This is a genomic window from Mycobacterium gordonae (assembly GCF_001417955.2).
Lineage (GTDB): Bacteria > Actinomycetota > Actinomycetes > Mycobacteriales > Mycobacteriaceae > Mycobacterium > Mycobacterium gordonae_B.
In genome coordinates this window covers 17,318-37,901 of the sequence record NZ_LKTM01000346.1, presented here as the reverse complement: position 1 = coordinate 37,901, position 20,584 = coordinate 17,318, and the positions used below count along the sequence as shown (strand labels likewise).

General features: G+C 68.4%; 20 protein-coding genes and 1 pseudogene. 15 read left to right on the top strand and 6 right to left on the bottom strand.

Annotated elements, in window-relative coordinates; genetic code table 11:
• A partial coding sequence (locus tag AO501_RS25655) for a PE family protein (protein WP_156452782.1) occupies window positions 1-807 on the bottom strand: 807 nt, incomplete at its 3' end.
• A gap of 265 nt (window positions 808-1,072) precedes the next feature.
• On the opposite strand from AO501_RS25655, the gene clpB reads away from it, so the two are divergent.
• Window positions 1,073-3,619 carry an ATP-dependent chaperone ClpB gene (clpB, locus tag AO501_RS25650; RefSeq protein ID WP_055580394.1) on the top strand — a complete coding sequence of 849 codons (2,547 nt, stop codon included), beginning with the start codon at window positions 1,073-1,075 and terminating at the stop codon, window positions 3,617-3,619.
• A gap of 7 nt (window positions 3,620-3,626) precedes the next feature.
• On the opposite strand, the gene AO501_RS25645 is transcribed toward clpB, so the two are convergent.
• Both AO501_RS25645 and AO501_RS25640 read right to left on the bottom strand, forming a co-directional pair.
• Complete coding sequence (locus AO501_RS25645; protein ID WP_055580393.1) at window positions 3,627-4,448, bottom strand: enoyl-CoA hydratase/isomerase family protein; 822 nt, start codon at window positions 4,446-4,448, stop codon at window positions 3,627-3,629.
• Complete coding sequence (locus AO501_RS25640) at window positions 4,445-4,885, bottom strand: DsrE family protein (RefSeq protein ID WP_055580392.1); 441 nt, start codon at window positions 4,883-4,885, stop codon at window positions 4,445-4,447. The genes AO501_RS25645 and AO501_RS25640 overlap by 4 nt, the downstream gene beginning before the upstream one ends.
• A 144-nt stretch (window positions 4,886-5,029) precedes the next feature.
• Here AO501_RS25640 and ttfA point away from each other — a divergent pair, with 144 nt between their 5' ends.
• The 5 genes from ttfA to AO501_RS25615 are packed head-to-tail and all read left to right on the top strand — an operon-like array spanning window position 5,030 to window position 8,760.
• Window positions 5,030-5,890, top strand: a complete 861-nt coding sequence (gene ttfA / locus AO501_RS25635) for a trehalose monomycolate transport factor TtfA (RefSeq protein WP_055580391.1) — start codon at window positions 5,030-5,032, stop codon at window positions 5,888-5,890.
• A gap of 6 nt (window positions 5,891-5,896) precedes the next feature.
• Window positions 5,897-6,670, top strand: coding sequence for an SDR family NAD(P)-dependent oxidoreductase (locus tag AO501_RS25630; protein ID WP_055580390.1), 774 nt, complete (start codon window positions 5,897-5,899; stop codon window positions 6,668-6,670).
• Window positions 6,657-7,205, top strand: coding sequence for an orotate phosphoribosyltransferase (gene pyrE / locus AO501_RS25625; protein ID WP_055580398.1), 549 nt, complete (start codon window positions 6,657-6,659; stop codon window positions 7,203-7,205). Before AO501_RS25630 ends, pyrE begins: the two co-directional genes overlap by 14 nt.
• 5 nt (window positions 7,206-7,210) lie before the next feature.
• Complete coding sequence (locus AO501_RS25620) at window positions 7,211-8,113, top strand: hypothetical protein (RefSeq protein WP_055580389.1); 903 nt, start codon at window positions 7,211-7,213, stop codon at window positions 8,111-8,113.
• Window positions 8,110-8,760, top strand: coding sequence for a TrmH family RNA methyltransferase (locus AO501_RS25615; protein WP_055580388.1), 651 nt, complete (start codon window positions 8,110-8,112; stop codon window positions 8,758-8,760). Before AO501_RS25620 ends, AO501_RS25615 begins: the two co-directional genes overlap by 4 nt.
• 1 nt (window position 8,761) lies before the next feature.
• On the opposite strand, the gene AO501_RS25610 is transcribed toward AO501_RS25615, so the two are convergent.
• Both AO501_RS25610 and AO501_RS25605 read right to left on the bottom strand, forming a co-directional pair.
• On the bottom strand, window positions 8,762-8,977 hold the full coding sequence (locus AO501_RS25610; RefSeq protein WP_055580387.1) for a dodecin family protein: 216 nt from the start codon (window positions 8,975-8,977) through the stop codon (window positions 8,762-8,764).
• Between the two features lie 144 nt (window positions 8,978-9,121).
• Window positions 9,122-10,081, bottom strand: a complete 960-nt coding sequence (locus tag AO501_RS25605) for a LysR family transcriptional regulator (protein ID WP_055580386.1) — start codon at window positions 10,079-10,081, stop codon at window positions 9,122-9,124.
• Window positions 10,082-10,103: 22 nt separating this feature from the next.
• Here AO501_RS25605 and AO501_RS25600 point away from each other — a divergent pair, with 22 nt between their 5' ends.
• From AO501_RS25600 to AO501_RS25560, 9 genes are read left to right on the top strand one after another with little or no spacing between them, the layout of a single operon-like run.
• Window positions 10,104-11,270 (top strand): XdhC family protein, encoded by a 1,167-nt coding sequence (locus tag AO501_RS25600; protein ID WP_055580385.1) that lies wholly within the window; start codon window positions 10,104-10,106, stop codon window positions 11,268-11,270.
• A gap of 31 nt (window positions 11,271-11,301) precedes the next feature.
• Window positions 11,302-12,192 (top strand): FAD binding domain-containing protein, encoded by an 891-nt coding sequence (locus tag AO501_RS25595; RefSeq protein WP_055580384.1) that lies wholly within the window; start codon window positions 11,302-11,304, stop codon window positions 12,190-12,192.
• Window positions 12,193-12,194: 2 nt separating this feature from the next.
• Window positions 12,195-12,677 carry a (2Fe-2S)-binding protein gene (locus AO501_RS25590; RefSeq protein ID WP_055580383.1) on the top strand — a complete coding sequence of 161 codons (483 nt, stop codon included), beginning with the start codon at window positions 12,195-12,197 and terminating at the stop codon, window positions 12,675-12,677.
• On the top strand, window positions 12,674-15,073 hold the full coding sequence (locus AO501_RS25585; protein WP_055580382.1) for an aerobic carbon-monoxide dehydrogenase large subunit: 2,400 nt from the start codon (window positions 12,674-12,676) through the stop codon (window positions 15,071-15,073). The genes AO501_RS25590 and AO501_RS25585 overlap by 4 nt, the downstream gene beginning before the upstream one ends.
• Window positions 15,074-15,133: 60 nt before the next feature.
• Entirely contained in the window at window positions 15,134-15,925 is a 792-nt protein-coding gene (locus AO501_RS25580) for an XdhC family protein (protein WP_055580381.1), read from the top strand.
• Window positions 15,922-16,509 carry a nucleotidyltransferase family protein gene (locus AO501_RS25575; RefSeq protein WP_055580380.1) on the top strand — a complete coding sequence of 196 codons (588 nt, stop codon included), beginning with the start codon at window positions 15,922-15,924 and terminating at the stop codon, window positions 16,507-16,509. Before AO501_RS25580 ends, AO501_RS25575 begins: the two co-directional genes overlap by 4 nt.
• A complete protein-coding gene (locus tag AO501_RS25570; protein ID WP_055580379.1) occupies window positions 16,506-17,375 on the top strand; it encodes an AAA family ATPase in 870 nt (289 codons plus the stop codon). Before AO501_RS25575 ends, AO501_RS25570 begins: the two co-directional genes overlap by 4 nt.
• Before the next feature lie 13 nt (window positions 17,376-17,388).
• The gene (locus AO501_RS25565) at window positions 17,389-18,021 is read left to right on the top strand and encodes an SRPBCC family protein (RefSeq protein WP_055580378.1); all 633 of its coding nucleotides are present in this window, start codon (window positions 17,389-17,391) and stop codon (window positions 18,019-18,021) included.
• On the top strand, window positions 18,018-19,232 hold the full coding sequence (locus tag AO501_RS25560; RefSeq protein WP_055580377.1) for a vWA domain-containing protein: 1,215 nt from the start codon (window positions 18,018-18,020) through the stop codon (window positions 19,230-19,232). The genes AO501_RS25565 and AO501_RS25560 overlap by 4 nt, the downstream gene beginning before the upstream one ends.
• Here the strand turns inward: AO501_RS25560 and eat are convergent.
• A pseudogene (gene eat / locus AO501_RS25555) lies at window positions 19,198-20,570 on the bottom strand (ethanolamine permease). The gene AO501_RS25560 and the pseudogene eat overlap by 35 nt on opposite strands.
• Between the last annotated feature and the right edge of the window lie 14 nt (window positions 20,571-20,584).

Sequence of the window (20,584 nt, the reverse complement as noted above, 5' to 3'; positions counted from 1 at the left end):
GCCATGCCCCCCGGAGCCGATGCCGGAGGCCCCGCCGGCCAGGCCGGCGCCGCCGGTCCCGCCGGTCCCGCCATTGCCGAAGAGGGCGGCGCCGTGGCCGCCGGCCCCGCCGAAACCACCGTTGCCGGTGCCGTTGGCACCCATTCCACCGGCTCCGCCGTGGCCGCCATTGCCATACAGGAAGCCGGCACTTCCGCCGGTGCCTCCGCCGGCGCCAAGGCCGCCCGCTCCGCCGGCACCGCCGCTTCCGATCAGCAGTCCACCGCGGCCGCCAGTTCCGCCTGAGGCACCGATGCCGCCGGCCCCGCCCTGGCCGCCGCTGCCCAACAAGCCGGCCGGCCCGCCGGCACCGCCGGCTTGTCCGGCTGCCCCTGGCGCGCCATTGCCGCCATTGCCCAGCAGGATTCCGCCAGCCCCGCCGTTACCACCGGCCGTCGTCGCGTTGGCGCCATCTCCTATCAGGGGGCGACCGAACAAGGCCTCGCTGGGTCCGTTGACCATGTCCAAAAGGCCTCGCAGCGGCGCGGCGTTGGCCGACTCGGCACTTCCGTAGGCCGCACCGGCAGCGGTCAGAGCTTGGACGAACTGGTCGTGGAACACAGCGGCCTGGGCACTCAGTGCCTGGTATTCCTTGCCGAACGTCCCGAATAACGCTGCGACCGCCGCGGAAACCTCATCGAGACCGGCCGCCGCCACCACCGTGGTGGGTAGCGCCATCACTCCGTGCGCCGTACGTAGCGAATTTCCGATGCCACTGAGATCCGACGCTGCGACTGCCAGGCCGTCCGCTGAAAACAACAACGCCATATTGAAAACCCCCCGACGGCAAGGACTCCGGCGAAGCGCGGAGCGAAATTAACGGACACGCTACCTACGTCGTGAACCGATGAGTGCAGATTCCGCAAACATTCATATCGGAGCGTGAGCTCCTTGGCCGCGGGCTGCGAGGTGTCGCGTGCCGGGGGCTCGCACGGATAGTTCAAAAAAGATAGAGTTGAGCGGAACAGACTCAACCTTGACGTCGTTGCAGTACGCGAGAAGATTTTTACCTACGCACGAGAACGGAGGGGTCGTGGACTCTTTTAACCCGACAACTAAGACGCAGGCGGCCCTGACGTCGGCCCTGCAGGCTGCTTCGGCGGCCGGCAACCCCGAAATCAGGCCCGCGCATCTGCTGATGGCGCTGCTGACGCAGAACGACGGGATCGCCGCACCACTGCTGGAGGCTGTCGGGGTCGACCCCGCCGTCATCCGCACGGAGGCGCAGCGCCTGCTGGACAAGCTGCCCCAAATCAGCGGCTCCAGTTCGCAGCCGCAACTGTCCCGCGAATCGCTGGCGGCCATCACCGCCGCTCAGCAACTGGCCACCGAGATGGACGACGAGTTCGTCTCCACCGAGCACCTGATGGTCGGGTTGGCCACCGGCGACTCCGAGGTCGCCAAGGTGCTGACCGGCCACGGCGCGTCGCCGCAGGCGCTGCGGGAGGCATTCGTCAAGGTGCGCGGCAGCGCGCGGGTGACCAGTGCCGACCCGGAAGCCACCTACCAGGCGCTGGAGAAGTACTCGACCGACCTGACCGCGCGCGCCAAGGAAGGCAAGCTCGACCCGGTCATCGGGCGCGACAACGAGATCCGCCGGGTGGTCCAGGTGCTGTCCCGGCGCACCAAGAACAACCCGGTGCTCATCGGTGAGCCCGGCGTCGGCAAGACCGCCATCGTGGAGGGCCTGGCCCAGCGCATCATTGCCGGCGACGTGCCGGAAAGCCTGCGCGACAAGACGGTCATCTCGCTGGACCTGGGGTCGATGGTGGCCGGCGCCAAGTACCGCGGTGAGTTCGAGGAACGGCTCAAGGCCGTGCTCGACGACATCAAGAACTCGGCCGGGCAGATCATCACGTTCATCGACGAGCTGCACACCATCGTGGGCGCCGGCGCGACCGGTGAGTCGGCGATGGACGCAGGCAACATGATCAAGCCGATGCTCGCCCGCGGCGAACTGCGTCTGGTGGGCGCCACCACACTCGACGAGTACCGAAAGTACATCGAGAAGGACGCCGCACTGGAGCGGCGCTTCCAGCAGGTGTTCGTCGGTGAACCGTCGGTGGAGGACACCGTCGGCATCCTGCGTGGACTGAAGGACCGCTACGAGGTGCACCACGGTGTGCGCATCACCGACTCCGCCCTGGTGGCCGCGGCCACATTGAGCGACCGCTACATCACCGCCCGCTTCCTGCCGGACAAGGCCATCGACCTGGTCGACGAGTCCGCCAGCCGGCTGCGGATGGAGATCGACTCGCGTCCCGTCGAGATCGACGAGGTCGAGCGCCTGGTGCGCCGGCTGGAGATCGAGGAGATGGCGCTCGAGAAGGAAGAGGACGCCGCCTCCAAGGAGCGGCTGGAGAAGCTGCGCGCCGAGCTGGCCGACAAGAAGGAAGAGCTGGCCGAGCTGACGACCCGGTGGCAGAACGAGAAGAACGCCATCGACATCGTCCGCGAGCTCAAGGAACAGCTCGAGGAGCTGCGCGGGGAGTCCGAGCGTGCCGAGCGCGACGGTGACCTGGCCAAGGCCGCCGAGCTGCGGTACGGCCGCATCCCCGAGGTCGAGAAGAAACTCGACGCCGCGGTTCCGCAGGCCGAGGCCCGCGAGAACGTGATGCTCAAGGAAGAGGTCGGTCCCGACGACATCGCCGACGTGGTGTCGGCGTGGACGGGCATCCCGGCCGGCCGACTGCTGGAAGGCGAGACCGCCAAGCTGTTGCGCATGGAGGACGAGCTCGGCAAACGCGTCGTCGGTCAGAAGAAGGCCGTGCAGGCCGTCTCTGACGCCGTGCGCCGCTCCCGCGCGGGCGTCGCCGACCCGAACCGGCCGACCGGATCGTTCATGTTCCTCGGCCCCACCGGTGTGGGTAAGACGGAGCTGGCAAAGGCGTTGGCGGACTTCCTCTTCGACGACGACCGCGCCATGGTCCGCATCGACATGAGCGAGTACGGCGAGAAGCACTCGGTGGCCCGGCTGGTCGGCGCGCCTCCCGGCTACATCGGTTACGACCAGGGTGGTCAGCTGACCGAGGCGGTGCGGCGTCGCCCGTACACGGTGATCCTGTTCGACGAGATCGAGAAGGCGCACCCGGACGTGTTCGACGTGCTGTTGCAGGTGCTCGACGAGGGCCGGTTGACCGACGGTCAGGGCCGCACGGTCGACTTCCGCAACACCATCCTCATCCTGACCTCGAACCTGGGGTCGGGTGGCACCGAAGAGCAGGTGCTGGCCGCCGTGCGATCGGCGTTCAAGCCGGAGTTCATCAACCGGCTCGACGACGTGATCATCTTCCACGGTCTCGAGCCTGGCGAGCTGGTGCAGATCGTCGACATCCAGCTGGCCCAGTTGGACAAGCGGTTGGCACAGCGGCGGCTGCAACTCGAGGTGTCCCTGCCGGCCAAGCAGTGGCTGGCGCAGCGGGGCTTCGACCCGGTGTACGGCGCACGGCCACTGCGCCGGTTGGTGCAGCAGGCGATCGGCGACCAGTTGGCCAAGCTGCTGCTGGCCGGCGAGGTGCACGACGGCGACGTGGTGCCCGTCAACGTCAGCCCGGACGGCGACTCGCTGATCTTGGGCTGATCCAGGGCTAATCAGGTTGTCGGAGGCCGGTGCCCAGCTCGAATTCCCGGGTCTGGGCGCCGGCCTCGATGACTGTCTGCAGCAGTTTGCGCGCCGCCGGTTCCGCCAGGGTCTGGCGGAACAGTTGGTCCTCGACCCGCAGACCGCTCTCGAAACCACTGCCCGCTGCATCGACGGCGCGTTTGGCGGCCGCGATCGCCGTCGCTGGAGCAGCCGCGATGCGCCGGGCCAGTTTGTCGACGAACCGTCTGAGCTGGTCGGGGGGAAGCGCGCGGTCGACGTACCCCCAGGCTTCCGCGGTCGCCGCGTCGACGTCCATGCCGGCGAGGATCACCTCGAGGGCCCGGCCGCGGCCGATCAGCCGGGGCAGGCGCTGCGTGCCGCCGCCGCCGGGGATGATGCCGAGCGCGACCTCCGGCTGGCCGAACACCGCTCTGCCGAGCGCGGCGTAGCGCATGTCGAATGCCGCCGCCCACTCGCTGCCGCCGCCGCGGCAGATCCCTTCGATGACGGCGATGGTGGCCTTGGGCAGAGTGCGAAAACCTTCCATGGCGGCGTGGAAGGGGCTGAGCTCGTCGTGCAGTCCGATGTCGTCGGTCGGGAGATCCAGGATCATGCCGACGTCCGCGTGTGCGATGAAGAACTCGGGATCGGCCGAATCGACTATCAGCACCCGCACGTCGTCGTCGGCCGCCACCTCCCGGGTGAGCCGGATGATCTCGTGCATCAACGGGATGTCCAGCAGGTTGATCGGTGGGTTGTCGATGGTGGCGCGGCATATTCCGTCCGCGCTGGCGACCCGGATGAGCCGGTATCCCTGATACGTCATGCTTCTGAGATTTTCACAAACCCCTGTTGGACCAGCTGGGTGAGTCTCGCCATCGCGTTGCGATTGATCTTGATACCGGGAATCAGATCGGCGTTGCCCCAGCCCATGGCCCGTGCGGTCGCTCCGCACAATTCGATCTGCGCGCCCTTGGCGATCAGTCCCTCGATTACCGCCTTGTAGGGATTGCCCGTCGCGACGTGCCGATTTGTGTCGTAGGTCTGGTCGTCCAGGGTGACGTGGCCGGCGTTCGTGTGGAACACGACGACGACGTCTGGTTGGACCTTCCAGGCCGCGGCGTCGGCGACGACGATGCCGGCGTGGAACAGCACGGCCGGCATATCGCCCTCGAATGTCAGCGAGGCCACACTGAACACGACCTTCACCTCGTCGAGCTCGACCGGCACGTCGATGTGCAGCGAATGACCTGAATCGGACACGGGGGCTCCTTTTCGACGCCGTCCTGCGCAAGTGAGAATAGACGTCTGGATTTGAGCCGCGAATTCGATGTGTAGCGTCCTGTGATTCTGTTGTGACCTGGTCGGATTCTCTGTTCGGCTATTCCAGCAGATACTCTGTTGGGGATGGTCCCGCTCTGGTTCACGCTCTCCGCACTGTGCTTCGTCGGTGCGGCGGTGTTGTTGTACGTCGATATCGATCGACGTCGCGGCCGCAGCCGACGGCGCAGGTCGTGGGCGCGCTCGCACGGCTTCGACTACGAACGCGAATCGACCGACATCCTGCACCGCTGGAAGCGCGGTGTCATGTCGACGGTGGGCGATGTGCCGGCCCATAACGTCGTGTTGGGCCAGATCCGCGGTGAGGCCGTCTACATCTTCGACCTCGAAGAGGTCGCGACGGTGATCGCGCTGCACCGCAAGGTGGGCACCAACGTCGTCGTGGACCTGCGGCTGAAGGGGCTCAAGGAGCCGCGCGAGAGCGACATCTGGCTGCTCGGCGCGATCGGACCACGCATGGTGTACTCCACCAATCTCGACGCCGCCCGACGGGCCTGCGACCGGCGCATGGTCACGTTCGCACACACCGCGCCCGACTGCGCCGAGATCATGTGGAACGAGCAGAACTGGACGCTGGTCGCCATGCCGATCGCCAGCACGCGCGCGCAGTGGGACGAAGGGCTGCGCACCGTGCGTCAGTTCAACGACCTGCTCCGGGTGTTGCCGCCGCTGCCTGCCGAAACGCCGCAGGAGGAGGGCGAGTCCGAGGGGCGGCGCAACGCCGCGCCGGGGCGTCCGCTGGCCCCGGCGGCCCGCGCCGAGCTGCCGCAACGTCGTTCGCAACCGGACCCGGCCGCCGGGGTGATCCCCGATCCGGCCCGCCGGGCATCCGAGCCCGTTGCTCGCGAAGAGAGCCGCACCGAAGGCGGCCGGCGTCCGCCGCGGTCCGGACGAAATGGCCAGCAGGCCAGCAACTACCAGCACTGAGAGCACATGCCTCGACCTGTTGCGCTGATCACTGGGCCCACGTCCGGCATCGGTGCCGGATACGCCCGCCGCTACGCCCGCGACGGCTATGACCTCGTCCTGGTCGCCCGCGACGCGAAGCGGCTGGAGGAATTGGCCGCCGAGTTGCAGTCCGAGGCCGGCAGTGTCGAGATCCTGCCCGCGGACCTGGCGGACGCTGCCGACCGCGACAAAGTGGCCGACCGATTGGCCGCCGGCGTGCGGGTGCTGGTCAACAACGCCGGCTTCGGCATGTCCGGTGAGTTCTGGGCGACCGATCCCGCCGACCTGCAGCGCCAACTCGACGTCAACGTCGCCGCGGTGATGCACCTGACCCGCGCCGCGCTGCCCGCCATGATGAATGCGGGTACCGGCACCGTCATCAACATCGCCAGCGTCGCCGGCCTGCTGCCCGGCCGGGGATCGACTTACTCGGCGTCCAAGGCGTGGGTGATCTCCTTCAGCGAAGGACTCGCAAACGGGCTGCAAGGCACCGGAGTTGGCGTGCACGCCGTGTGCCCGGGCTACGTGCACACCGAATTCCACAGCCGCGCCGGTTTGGACATGGCGCAGGTGCCGTCCTTCATGTGGCTCGAGGTCGACGACGTCGTCCGCGAAAGCCTCGCCGACATCGCCCGCGGCAAGGTCGTCATCGTCCCGGGCGCGCAATACAAATTCCTGGTCACCACGGGCCGGGCCATGCCACGCCGGCTGGCGATGCTGTTCACCAAACGATTCGGTGGTGGTCGTGGCCGGACCTGATCCGCAGGCAAAAGCCGAACTGGCCGAGCTCGTGCGCCGATTGTCGGTGGTGCACGGGCGGGTCACCCTGTCCTCCGGCAAGGAGGCCGACTATTACGTCGATCTGCGCCGGGCCACCCTGCACCATCGGGCCTCCGCGTTGATCGGCCGGTTGATGCGGGAGATCACGCAGGACTGGGACTACGCGCTCGTCGGTGGCCTGACGCTGGGGGCGGACCCGGTGGCGACCGCGATCATGCACGCGCCGGGTCGCCCGATCGACGCCTTCGTCGTCCGCAAATCGGTGAAAACCCATGGGATGCAACGACTTATCGAGGGGTCCGAGGTGTCCGGCCAGCGCGTGCTGGTAGTCGAGGACACCAGCACCACGGGCGGTTCCGCGCTGACGGCGGTACGCGCCGTCCGCGACGCGGGTGGCGAGGTGATCGGCGTGGCGACCGTGGTGGACCGCGCCACCGGCGCGGCCGAGGCGATCGAAGCCGAGGGCGTGCCCTATCGCAGCGTGCTGGGCCTCGCCGATCTGGGGCTGGGCTAGTCCGCGTGCGCGTTCGGGTTGCGCTGGTCTTTGTGCTGACCGTGTGCGCCCTGGCGGGTTGCTCGGGCTCGGACAGGCCCGGCCCGATCTTCGGGGCCCCGAGCGCCCACGTCGGCGAGTCGCTGGCGGTGCTGGGCTGGAACATGTCGGTGTCGAATCTGCGGTGGGCTCAGGACTATGTGCTGGTCGACGTCGACGCTTCGCCGGCTGATCCGAAAGCGCCGCGCGCCAAGGCCGAAGACGTGCGCTTCGGTCTCTACGGGGCGCTGTCGCATCCGATGGAAGTCAATGCGCTGGGCAGTTGCGACGACGCGGTGACCAAGGTGCCCGACATCAGCTCGCCCCTCAAGGCGCCCCCGGACCGATTGACCGGCACGGTCTGCCTGGGCCCTTTGAAGGAACGCAGCGCGGTGCGGGGCGTCTATTCCTACTCGCCCCATGAGCGGATCGCCGGTACCTCTGCTGCCTATGCGGCCGCTTTTCCGGTGGGGCTGCCGCCGACCAACGTCAACGACACCGGGCTGGTGGTCAAGTCCACCAACGCCTCGGGTTGGCGGGCCGATGGCCTGCCGATCAGCAAGGCGCAGTTGAGCGATCCGACGGCGTTCACTGGCAACGGCTACATGCTGCTGAATCTGGAGGCCGGCGCCATCGGGGCGCAGTACCGTGAAGAATCCGCCCGGCGGGGTGGGCCTTTGATGCTGGTCGCCGCGCCCAGCCTGCCGGGCCGCGGGCTGAGCCCGGCCTGCGCGGCCTATGGCTCGTCGGTGCTCATCCTGCCGGACGCGTCGCGGGACTCGATCCAGGTCAACGCATCGCTGTGTACGCAGGGCGAGATCAGCCAGGCACTGCTGTACGCGACGGTCTCGATCGAAGGCACCCACGCCGCGGTGTGGACTTCCAAGTGAGCGGGCCCGAGCCGGGGCCGACGGAGTGGGGTGTCCCGGCCGCCGGCGTCGGGCCCTGGCCCGGCGCGGTGCCCGATGACCCCCGTTATGACCCGGATCTGTTGCGCGACGGCGACACTCGCAATGTCGTCGACGCCTACCGGTACTGGACCCGGGACGCCATCATCGCCGACATCGACCGCCGCCGGCACCCGCTGCACATCGCGATCGAGAACTTCGGGCACGACGCCAACATCGGCTCGGTGGTGCGGACCGCGAACGCGTTCGCCGTAGACACCGTGCACATCGTCGGCCGGCGTCGGTGGAACCGCCGCGGCGCCATGGTGACCGACCGTTACCAGCGGTTGCGCCACCACGACAGCACCGCCGAGTTGATGGAGTTCGCGGCCGGAGCCAATCTGGCGGTGGTCGCCGTCGACAACGTCCCCGGCGCGGCCCGGCTGGAAGAGACGTCGCTGCCCAGGGAATGCCTGCTGGTGTTCGGCCAGGAGGGTCCCGGCATCACCGACGACACCCGCACGGGTGCGGCCATCACCGTGTCGATCGCCCAGTTCGGCTCGACGCGCAGCATCAATGCCGGTGTGGCAGCGGGCATCGCGATGCATGCCTGGATCAGGCAGCACGGCGACCTGACGCGCGCCTGGTGAGCTACTGGGGCCTGGCCGGTCTCATCTTGAACGAAACCTCGAGCTTGATGCGGTAGGTGATCTTGCCGCTGGCGTCCACGGACAGGTCCTGTTCGATGACCCGGGCCACCCGGATGTCATCGACGCTCTCCCGCGCCCGCTCCACCGCCTCGGTTGCCGCCTGCTCCCATGACGTGGGGCTGGTCCCGATGATGTCGATCACCTTGTACACGCTCATGGGAATAGAGCGTATAGCTACTTCCTGCCGTCATAGCTGCATCGGGTGTGCGCGCGTGGAATCGAATGTGCGAAGGTGTCGCGAATTCGGTGATTTTGCCGCGGTGGACGCACAGGCGAAGCCGCCACTGCACACTCGACGCGGCTAACTCCACAGCGTGACATGCACCTTCGGCCGGAACCGCGTCACTCCGACCCCGCTGCCGCGGATCATCGCCTGGATGCATCTGGGCGTGGTGATGAAACGGACCAGCTCAGAGACGGCGGGCTGGCGGGCCGAGGGCGCCAGCGTCATCGCGCACCACTCGCCGGCCTTGTCCAATCCCGGCCCGGTCACGTGCGTCAACCGGCCGGCGGCCAGGTCTTTGGCCACCGCGAAGCCGATGGTCAGCGTCGCGCCTCCGACGCGCAGTACCTCTTCCAGGGCGGCGGCGTCGCTCTGGAAGATGCGTTGTTGTGACTCCGGAATTGCCAAGCTGCCCAACATGTTTGCGATCTCACCGTCCACGCTGCCCGCCGACGGCCCGAGCATCCATTGCTGTTGGCGCAACAGCGTGGGGGATGGTATGCCTACCGCGAGAGGGCTTTTGGGCGCCACCACGGTGATGATCTGATACTTCAGGAACGGTCGCACGAACAGATCAGCGCCGACCGAGCTCTCGCTGGCCGGCCCGATCGCGATGTCCACCGCCCGCGAGCAGATCAGGTCGCGGAACTGGCTCGTCGGATGCACGCTCAACTCCACCGAGAGGTCGTCGGCCCGGGACGAGAACAGCTCGATGAGCCCGGGCGCGGCGTGTTCGGCGAAGGTGCTCGAAGCGGCGATGCGCAGCAGCCGGCGGCCGTGGGCGGCCTCGGTGACCTCGATGGCCGTTTGTTGTTGCAGGCCCAGGATTTCCACCGCCCGGCTGGCCAGCCGCAATCCGCCGGGGGTGAAAGCCAGCCCGGCGCCGGTCCGGGTGAACAACGGGTCGTCCAGTTCCTTGCGCAGCGCGGTGACGTGCATCGAGATTCCGGCGTCGGACATACCCAGTTCGGCGGCCGCGGCCCGCACCGAGCCCAGCCGCACCACGGCCGAATAGGCCCGAAGTTGAGCCGGGGTCATGTGATGAGCCTACGTTGAGAGCATGCGTGACGTGCTTGCCGATCTGATGTCGATCTGGCGCGCGGGGGACACCGCCGGGTTGGCGACCGTGGTGCGGACCATGCGCTCGGCTCCCAGACAGCCGGGTGCCGCGATGGTGGTGGCACCGGACGGGTCGGTCAGCGGGTCCGTCTCGGGCGGCTGCGTGGAGGGCGCGGTGTACGAACTGGCCAACGAGGTCGCCGCCACCGGGGAGCCGCGGTTGGAGCGTTACGGGATCAGCGACGACGACGCGTTCGCGGTCGGCCTCACCTGCGGCGGTGTCATCGACATCTTCGTAGAGGCGGTGTCGCAGGCCAGGTTTCCCGAACTCGGCGCGGTGGCCGGGGCCATCGACGCACACCGGCCGGTTGCGGTCGCGACGGTCATCGCCCATCCCGACTCGTCATCGGTGGGCCGGCGGATCATGGTCACACCCGACAGCACCGCGGGCTCGCTGGGATCGGCACGGGCCGACGCCGCCGTCACCGACGACGCCCGCGGCCTGCTCGCGCTGAGCCGTACCGGGGTCTTGGAGTACGGGCCGGACGGCCAGCGTCGCGGCGAAGGCATGCAGGTCTTCGTCTCATGCTTCGCGCCGCGCCCGCGCATGCTGGTCTTCGGCGCGATCGACTTCGCCGCCGCCGTGGCCAGACAGGGCAGTTTCCTCGGCTATCGAGTCACCGTGTGCGACGCGCGGCGGGTCTTCGCCACCCCCGCCCGCTTTCCGACCGCCGACGAGGTCGTCGTCGACTGGCCGCACCGCTATCTGGCCGCGCAGGCCCAGGCCGGAACCCTGGACCGGCGGACGGTGATCTGTGTGCTGACCCATGACCCGAAGTTCGACGTTCCGGTGCTGGAGATCGCGCTGCGCCTGGACGTCGGGTACGTGGGGGCGATGGGGTCGCGCCGGACGCACGATGACCGCATGGAACGGTTGCGCGCCGTCGGTCTCACCGAGGCCGAACTGGCGCGGTTGTCCAGTCCCATCGGGCTGGACCTGGGTGCGCGCACCCCGGAGGAGACCGCGGTCTCCATCGCGGCGGACATCATCGCGCGGCGGTGGGGCGGCGGTGGGCGGCCGCTGGCCGAGGTCGCCGGCCGGATCCATCACGACACCGCGGACGTGCAGGTCGAGAGCGAGTTAACGGATCACTTAACTCGACATTGACGCCCCTTGGCAGCGGGCAGACACTTTCGGCATGCAAGTACCAGGGCCCTTCGAATACGAGCGTGCGACGAGCGTCGATCACGCCATCGGACTATTGGACCGGCTGGGGGAGGAGGCGCGCGTGGTGGCCGGCGGACACAGCCTGCTGCCGATGATGAAGCTGCGCATCGCCAACCCCGAATACCTCATCGACATCAACGACCTGGCACCCGAACTGGGCTACGTGATCACCGATCCGACGCTGGTCCGGATCGGCGCGATGACCCGCCACCGCGAGATCCTGGAATCCGACACGCTGGCCGCGGTGTGCCCGATCTTCCGCGACGCCGAACGCGTGATCGCCGACCCGGTGGTACGCAACCGCGGCACGCTCGGTGGTTCGCTGTGCCAGGCGGACCCGGCCGAGGACCTGTCCACCGTATGCGAAGTGCTGGACGCGGTGTGCCTGGTGCGTGGCCCGTCCGGGGAACGCGAGATCGCGATCGACGACTTTCTTCTCGGCCCTTACGAGACCGCGGTGGCGCCCAACGAGATCCTGATCGAGACGCGTATCCCGGTCCGGCACAACACCTCCAGCGCGTACGCGAAGGTGGAACGGCGGGTCGGTGACTGGGCGGTCACGGCCGCCGGGTCGGCCGTCACATTGGACGGGGACTCCATCGCCGCCGCCCGGGTGGGGCTGACCGCGGTGAACCCGGACCGGGCCGCGCTGGCGGAACTGGCGGCGGCGCTGGTGGGCCGGCCGGCCACCGAGGAGACGTTCGCCGAGGCGGCCCGGCTGGCCGGGCAGGCCTGTGAACCGGTGACCGATGTCCGCGGCACCGCCGACTACAAGCGGCACCTGGCCGGCGAACTCACCATCCGGACCCTGCGCAGTGCGGTGCAGCGCGTGCGCAATCAGCCTCAGCCAGAAGGGAACTGACCGTGCAGGTGAACATGACCGTCAACGGCGATCCGGTCAGCGCCGACGTCGAACCGCGGATGCTGCTGGTGCATTTCCTGCGGGACCAGTTGCGGCTGACCGGAACCCACTGGGGATGCGACACCAGCAACTGTGGAACCTGCGTGGTCGACGTCGACGGCGTGCCGGTCAAGTCGTGCACCATGCTGGCCGTGATGGCGTCCGGACACAGCGTGCGCACCGTAGAGGGGCTGGCCGGACCGGACGGCACCCTGGACCCCGTGCAGGAAGGCTTCATGCGGTGCCACGGACTCCAATGTGGTTTCTGCACACCGGGGATGATGATCACCGCCCGCGCGCTACTGGACCGCAACCCCGATCCCGACGAGGAGACCATCCGGGAAGCGATCTCCGGGCAGATCTGCCGCTGTACCGGATACACCACGATCGTGCGGTCCATCCAATGGGCTGCGCAGCACTCCACGACTGAGGCGACGACATCATGACGACGATCGAATCCCGGCCACCCTCACCCGAAGACACCGCAGACAACGACCAGAAGCCCTGCGGCTACGGCCGGATGCTGCGCAAGGAAGACCCGCGGTTCATCCGGGGCCGGGGCCGCTATGTGGACGACATCGCGCTGCCGGGCATGCTGCACCTGGCGATCCTGCGGTCGCCGTTCGCGCACGCGAACATCGTCAGCATCGATGTGACTGCGGCGCAGGCACATCCGAAGGTCAAGGCGGTGGTGACCGGTGCTGACCTGGCCGCGAAGGGCCTGGCCTGGATGCCGACGCTGTCCAACGATGTGCAGGCCGTGCTGGCCACCGACCGGGTGCGGTTCCAGGGTCAGGAGGTGGCGTTCGTCGTCGCCGAGGACCGGTACTCGGCCCGCGACGCGCTGGAACTGATCGACGTCGAGTACGACCCGCTGGACCCCGTCGTCGACGTCCGCAAGGCGCTCGATCCCTCGGCGGAGGTGATCCGCACCGACCTGGAGGGCAAGACCGACAACCACTGCTTCGACTGGGAGACCGGTGACGCGGCCGCCACCGAGGCGGCGTTCGCCAGGGCCGACGTGGTGGTCAAACAGGAGATCGTCTACCCGCGGGTGCACCCGGCGCCGATGGAAACCTGCGGCGCCGTAGCCGATCTGGACCCGGTGACCGGAAAGCTGACGCTGTGGACCACCAGCCAGGCGCCGCACGCGCACCGCACGCTGTATGCGTTGGTCGCGGGCCTGCCCGAACACAAGATCCAGGTGATCTCGCCCGACATCGGTGGCGGGTTCGGCAACAAGGTGCCGATCTACCCGGGTTACGTCTGCGCGATCGTCGCCTCGCTGGTGCTGGGCAAGCCGGTGAAATGGATGGAGGACCGCAGCGAGAACCTGACCTCGACCGGGTTCGCCCGCGACTACATCATGGTCGGCGAGATCGCGGCCACGGCCGACGGCAGGATCCTGGCCATCCGAACCAACGTGCTCGCTGACCACGGGGCGTTCAACGGCACCGCCGCGCCGGTCAAGTATCCGGCCGGCTTCTTCGGGGTTTTCACCGGCAGCTACGACCTCGAAGCCGCCTACTGCCACATGACGGCGGTGTACACCAACAAGGCGCCGGGCGGGGTGGCCTATGCCTGCTCGTTCCGCATCACCGAAGCGGTGTACCTGGTGGAGCGGCTGGTGGACTGCCTGGCCTTCGACCTGAAGATGGACCCGGCCGAGCTGCGACTGCGAAACCTGTTGCGGCCGAACCAGTTCCCGTACACCAGCAAGACCGGCTGGGTGTACGACTCCGGTGACTACGAGACCACCATGCGCAAGGCCATGGACATGATCGGCTATGACGCGCTTCGCGCCGAGCAGGCCGCCAAGCGGGAGCGCGGCGAGCTGATGGGCATCGGCATGTCCTTCTTCACCGAGGCGGTCGGCGCCGGGCCGCGCAAGGACATGGACATCCTGGGTCTCGGCATGGCCGACGGCTGCGAGCTGCGGGTGCACCCGACCGGCAAAGCGGTGGTGCGCCTTTCGGTGCAGACTCAGGGCCAGGGGCACGAGACGACCTTCGCCCAGATCGTGGCCGAGGAGCTGGGCATCCCGCCCGATGACATCGACGTGGTGCACGGTGACACCGATCAGACACCGTTCGGGCTGGGCACCTACGGCAGCCGGTCCACGCCGGTGTCCGGGGCGGCCGCGGCGCTGGTTGCGCGCAAGGTCCGGGACAAGGCGAAGATCATTGCGTCGGGCATGCTGGAAGTCTCGGTGGCCGATTTGGAATGGGAGAAGGGCACATTCCACGTCAAGGGCGACCCGGCCGCGGCCGTGACCATTCAGGACATCGCGATGCGCGCGCACGGCGCCGGTGACCTGCCCGAGGGCATCGAGGGCGGCCTGGACGCGCAGATCTGCTACAACCCGTCGAACCTGACCTATCCGTACGGCGCGTATTTCTGTGTGGTGGACGTGGATCCGGGCACCGCGGTGGTGAAGGTGCGGCGCTTCCTGGCGGTCGACGACTGCGGCACCCGCATCAACCCGATGATCATCGAGGGTCAGGTGCACGGCGGCATCGTGGACGGCATCGGGATGGCGCTGATGGAGATGATCGCATTCGACGAAGACGGGAACTGCCTGGGCGGTTCATTGATGGACTACCTGATTCCCACCGCGCAGGAGGTGCCGCACCTCGAGACCGGTTTCACCGTGACTCCATCGCCCCATCACCCGATCGGCGCCAAGGGCATCGGGGAGTCGGCCACGGTCGGATCGCCCCCGGCCGTCGTCAACGCGGTGGTGGATGCGTTGGCTCCGTTCGGGGTACGGCACGCCGACATGCCGCTGACCCCGTCGCGGGTGTGGGAGGCCATGCAGGGCCGGGCCAGGCCGCCGATCTAGCGCGGTGCGACGATGCAGAGCGAGGAACGAGCGATGAGGAGGAGCGGCGCAATCGGGGTAATGAGCATCAGCGAACGGGCACAACAACTCCGGGCCGCGCGCACACCATTCGTACACGCGACGGTGGTGCGCGCCGAGCAGCCGACCTCGGCAAGCGCAGGTGATGAGGCAATCCTGTTGGCGGACGGCACCATTGAGGGATTCGTCGGCGGCCAGTGCGCGCAGAACTCGGTCCGTAAGGCCGCACTCGGCGTGCTGCAGGCCGGCGAGAGTGTGCTGCTGCGGGTGCTGCCCGACGGCGACGTGCACTTCCCGGAGGCGCCCGGCGCCTGCGTGGTCGTCAACCCGTGTCTGTCCGGAGGATCGCTGGAAATCTTCCTGACGCCGCAACTGCCGGCCCCGCTGATCCGGATCTACGGTGAGACGCCCATCGCCGACGCACTCACGCAACTCTGCGGTGTCCTTGGCTACGACGCGAGGCGGGACGCCGATCTGTCCGACGCCAGCGCCGTGGTGATCGCCAGCCATGGCGGTCCGGAGGCCGAAACCATCCGCGCCGCACTCGATCACGGCGTCGGCTACATCGGGTTGGTGGCCAGCAAGGTACGCGGAGCCGCCGTCCTGAGCGGGCTCGAGCTCACCGATGACGAACTGGGCCGCATCCACACCCCGGTCGGGATGCCGATCGGCGCCAAAACACCACCGGAGATCGCCGTGGCCATCGCCGCGGAACTCATCGCGGCGCTGCGCGGCGGCGGCCTGGCGCGGGCTGAGCCGGGACCGCACGTCCCGCGCGCCGCGGACGATAGTCACCACGGCTGCCACGCGCATGCCGGTGGGGACGGCGGGTGACCGTGCCCGGTGTCACCGGTGTGGTACTGGCGGCGGGCGGATCCCGGCGGTTGGGCAGGCCGAAACAGGTTCTGCCGTATCGTGATACGACGGTGCTGGGTGCCACCCTGGAGGTGGCCCGCGCCGTGGGCTTCGACCAGGTGATCGTCACCCTGGGCGGCGCTGCCCAAGCCGTACGCGATCAGGTGTCGTTGGACGGGTTCGACGTCGTGACGGTCGACGACTTCGGCGCGGGGTGTTCGGCATCGCTGCGGGTGGCGCTGGAAACGGTGGACCCGTGCTCGGTGGGTGTCGTGCTGATGCTCGGCGACCAGCCGGGGATTGACCCGGCCGATGTGCGGCGCATCGTCGACGCGCCACCGGCCGACATCACGGTCTGTCGTTACACCGACGGCGTCGGGCACCCATTCTGGTTCAGCCGCAGCATGTTCGGTGAACTCTCCCGGTTGCACGGCGACAAGGGCGTGTGGAAGCTGATTGAGTCCGGCCGCCACCCGGTGGGCGAAATGCGGGTCGACCGTGCCGTTCCGCTCGACGTGGACACCTGGGAGGACTACCAACGACTTCTGGCGACCGCGACATGACATTCAGCAACCCCGGCGAGGTGGCCCGTCTGTTCGACGAGAAGGACTACCTGCTGGACACCGGCACCGCGTCGGCGATCTACCTGGCGGTGCAGCTCGGCAGGCCGCTGCTGTTGGAAGGAGAACCCGGCGTCGGCAAGACGACGGCGGCGAAAACGCTTGCAGCGGTGTTGAAGACGGAGTTGATCCGACTGCAGTGTTACGAGGGCCTGGCCGCAAGCGAGGCGCTCTACGACTGGAACTACCAGCGGCAGCTGCTGTCCATCCGGCTGGCCGAGGCCGGTGGCGCCGGCATGACCGAGGATGAGCTCTACACCGAGGCCTATCTGGTCGACCGGCCCATCCTGCAGGCGGTGCGTCACAGCGGACCGACTCCGCCGGTACTGCTGATCGACGAAATCGACCGCGCCGACGATGAATTCGAAGCACTGCTGCTGGAGTTTCTGGGGGAGTCCGCGGTCACCGTCCCGGAACTGGGCACGTTCGTCGCGGCCCGGCCGCCGATCGCCGTGCTCACCTCCAACCGCAGCCGAGACCTGCACGACGCGCTGCGCCGCCGGTGCCTGTACCACTGGATCGACTACCCCGAACCGGCGCGGGCCGCCGCGATCGTGCGCCGCGCCGTGCCTGGCGCCACCGCTCCCCTGATCGAACATGCCACCCAATTCGTAGGTACTGCAAGGGGACTCGATCTGGACAAACCGCCGGGGGTGGCCGAGACCATCGACTGGGTCGCCGCCCTGGTAACCCTCGGGGTCGCCGATCTGGTCGACGAGTCGGCGATGATCAGCCTGGGTGCGCTGGCCAAGACACCCGACGACCGCACCGCCATCCGCGATGCGCTGGTGGAATACAGCCGAACATGAGAGGACACACCCGATGAAGATCGCCAACCAGTTCACCGTCAGCGCGCCCATCGAGGAGGCGTGGGACGTGCTCTGCGACCTCGAGAGGGTGATCCCGCTGATGCCGGGGGCGCAACTGGTCGGTCACGAGGGCGAGGACTATCTGGGCAAGGTCAAGGTCAAAGTCGGACCGGTCACCAGTGAATTCACCGGCAAGGTGCACTTCATCGAGCAGGACCGCGGCCAGCATCGAGCGGTCTTCGACGCCAAAGGCAAAGAGGCGCGGGGAACGGGGAACGCGGCGGCCACCGTGACCGCCCAGCTGCAGGCGGCGGGCGAGCGCACCAACGTCACCGTCGACACCGACCTCAAGATCGTCGGCAAGCTGGCGCAGTTCGGCAGCGGAATGCTGCAACAGGTTTCGGAGAAGCTGCTGGGCCAGTTCGTGGAGTCCCTGGAAGCCGAGCTGGGCGCCGGCGCGGAAGAGCCCATCCCGGCGTGGCCGGCCAATCCCGTCCCGGGCACCCGCCAGGAACCCGAACCTGAGCCCATCGACCTGCTCGAACTGGCCGGCGGCGACCAACTCAAGAAGTACGGTGCGGTGGCGGCCGCCGTGCTCGCCGTGCTGGCCCTGATCTGGCTGCTGCGCCGGCGCAACCGCGAGTGAGCACCCGAGCCCCGGCCCTGCTGCCCGGCGTCGACCTGGCGGCGTTCGCGGCCGCCCTGGTGGCGCGGCTGCGCGGTGCTGGAGTCTCGGTATCGGCCGGCGGCCAAACGACTTTCGTGCAGGCCCTGCAGCGCCTGACGCCCCACGACCGGTCGTCACTGTACTGGGCCGCGCGGCTGAGCCTGGTCAACCGGATGGACGATCTGAGCGCCTTCGACGCGGTGTTCGACGCGGTGTTCGGCACCGGCGCGCCCGACGGACGTAACAGCCCGTCGCTGCCGTTGCCGGGTCCGCGCACTCCGGCGGCCGGGATCGTGCACCGCGGTGGCAGCCGGTCCGGCGCGCCGGCCCAGACCCTGCCCTGGGCCACCGGGACCGCCGGCGAGTCCGGCGGCGACGCCGACGTCCGATTGCCCGAGTTCGCGCCCAGCCGCATCGCCGCGCTGACCGACGAACCGTTCGACCGGTTCGACCCCGACGATCTGCGGCTGCTCGGCGACTGGCTGCGGGAAGCGTTGCCGCGCTGGCCCACCAGGCGCAGCCTGCGAACTCAACTCAGTCCGCACGGCAAGCGAATCGACCTGCGGACGACCATCAACGCGTCACGCTCGACCGGTTGGGAAACGATCACCCTGGCGCGGACCCGGCCGCGCCGCCGGCCCCGGCGGGTGGTGCTGGTGTGCGACGTGAGTCGGTCGATGCAACCCTTCGCGACCGTCTACCTGCATCTGATGCGAGCGGTGATGTTGCGCCAGATGGCGATCCGGCCCGAGGTTTTCGCGTTCTCGACGTCGTTGACCCGGCTGACCGCCGTGCTGTCGCACCGATCCGCGGAGGCGGCGCTGGACCGCGCCAACGCGAGGGTGACCGACCGGTACGGCGGCACGTTCATCGGCCGCAGCATCAATGCGCTGCTGACGCCCGCACACGGCAATGCGCTTCGCGGCGCAGTCGTGATCATCGCCTCCGACGGCTGGGACAGCGACCCGCCCGAGGTGCTCGAACGCGCGCTGACCAGGCTGCGCCGCCGTACCCACCGGGTGGTATGGCTCAATCCCCGTGCAGCACAACCCGATTACCAGCCGCTGACCGGTTCGATGGCCGCGGCGCTGCCGTTCTGCGACCTGTTCCTGCCGGGGCACACGTTGACCGCGCTGCAAGAGGTTCTGGCGATGCTCACCCGGCCAGTCGCTCGTCCGGCGCGCTGGTGACCAGCCGGTGCCGGCTGTAAAAGGCGAAGTACAACAGGAAGCCGCAGAACACCGCCAGGCAACAGAGCGCCGCGACACCGTCGACCAGGAAGTGGAGACCAGCGCCAGTGCCGCTATCACCAGGGCGAAGCCGGTGGTGACCCGACCACCGGGGGTCCGGTACGGACGGTCCAGTTCGGGTGCCCGGCTGCGTAACACGATGTGGCTCACCATGATCAGTACGTAGCTGAGGGTGGCGCCGAAGACGGCCATGTTGAGCAACAGGTCGCCCTTGCCGGTCATCGACAACGCGAAGCCGATCGCGCCCGGAACGATGAGCGCCAGGGTGGGCGCCTTTCGCGCATTGGTGACCGACAGCGCCGTGGGCAGGTAGCCCGCCCGGGACAGCGCGAACAGTTGCCGCGAATACGCGTAGATGATCGAGAAGAAGCTGGCGACCAGGCCAGCCAGCCCGATGTAATTGACCGCCCGGGCCGCGCCGACCGGCCCCAGCGCCGCCACCAGCGGGTTGCCCGACGTCGACATCGCCTGCGCGCCACCGGAACCGGTGGTCAGCAGCAGCACCAGCACGCATGTCACCAGCAGCACGACGAAGGCCGCGGTGATGCCGCGCGGGACATTGCGGGCCGGATGCGCGGTTTCCTCGGCGGCCAGCGGCACTCCCTCGATCGCCAGGAAGAACCAGATGGCGAACGGCAGCGCCGACCACACCCCGAGGTAGCCGTGCGGCAGAAACGCAGACGCGCCAACCGCGTGCGACGGGGCGATCTCAGTCAGATTCGCCAGCCGGAAGCGCCCGACGGCGGCGACCGCGAATACCGCGATACCCGCCATCGCCACCGCGGTGATCGCGAACATCACCTTGAGCGCTTCGCCCACACCGGCCAGATGGATGCCGATGAACAGGGCGTAGATCGCCAGGTAGACGTACCAGCCGTCGCGAATGCCGAACAGTCCCAGCGACTGCACATAGGCGCCGATGAAGGTGGCGATGGCCGCCGGCGCGATCGAATACTCGATCAGCACGGCGGTACCCGTCGCGAACCCACCCCAGGGCCCCAGCGCCCGCCGCGCGAACGTGTACCCACCACCCGCGGCGGGCAGCGCCGAGGACAACTCGGCCATCCCCAGCACCAGGGCCAGATACATGGCGGCGATCACCGCGGTGGCGATCGCCAGCCCGCCGAAACCGCCGCGCGCCAGCCCGAAGTTCCAGCCGGAATAGTCGCCGGAAACCACGTAGCTGACGCCGAGCCCGGCGAGCAGCAGCCACCCGGCGGTACCGGTGCGCAACTCCCTCTTCTCCAGGTAGTCCGGTGACTTTGCGTGCCCGTTCAAGGTGCCCTCCCGTC

Excerpts from the sequence above, each read along its gene's own strand:
- AO501_RS25645 (WP_055580393.1), bottom strand. The coding sequence starts at position 4,448 with ATGACGTATCAGGGATACCGGCTCATCCGGGTCGCCAGCGCGGACGGA.
- ttfA (WP_055580391.1), top strand. The coding sequence starts at position 5,030 with ATGGTCCCGCTCTGGTTCACGCTCTCCGCACTGTGCTTCGTCGGTGCG.
- AO501_RS25630 (WP_055580390.1), top strand. The coding sequence starts at position 5,897 with ATGCCTCGACCTGTTGCGCTGATCACTGGGCCCACGTCCGGCATCGGT.
- AO501_RS25610 (WP_055580387.1), bottom strand. The coding sequence starts at position 8,977 with ATGAGCGTGTACAAGGTGATCGACATCATCGGGACCAGCCCCACGTCA.
- AO501_RS25605 (WP_055580386.1), bottom strand. The coding sequence starts at position 10,081 with ATGACCCCGGCTCAACTTCGGGCCTATTCGGCCGTGGTGCGGCTGGGC.
- AO501_RS25600 (WP_055580385.1), top strand. The coding sequence starts at position 10,104 with ATGCGTGACGTGCTTGCCGATCTGATGTCGATCTGGCGCGCGGGGGAC.
- AO501_RS25595 (WP_055580384.1), top strand. The coding sequence starts at position 11,302 with ATGCAAGTACCAGGGCCCTTCGAATACGAGCGTGCGACGAGCGTCGAT.
- AO501_RS25585 (WP_055580382.1), top strand. The coding sequence starts at position 12,674 with ATGACGACGATCGAATCCCGGCCACCCTCACCCGAAGACACCGCAGAC.
- AO501_RS25580 (WP_055580381.1), top strand. The coding sequence starts at position 15,134 with ATGAGCATCAGCGAACGGGCACAACAACTCCGGGCCGCGCGCACACCA.
- AO501_RS25570 (WP_055580379.1), top strand. The coding sequence starts at position 16,506 with ATGACATTCAGCAACCCCGGCGAGGTGGCCCGTCTGTTCGACGAGAAG.
- AO501_RS25565 (WP_055580378.1), top strand. The coding sequence starts at position 17,389 with ATGAAGATCGCCAACCAGTTCACCGTCAGCGCGCCCATCGAGGAGGCG.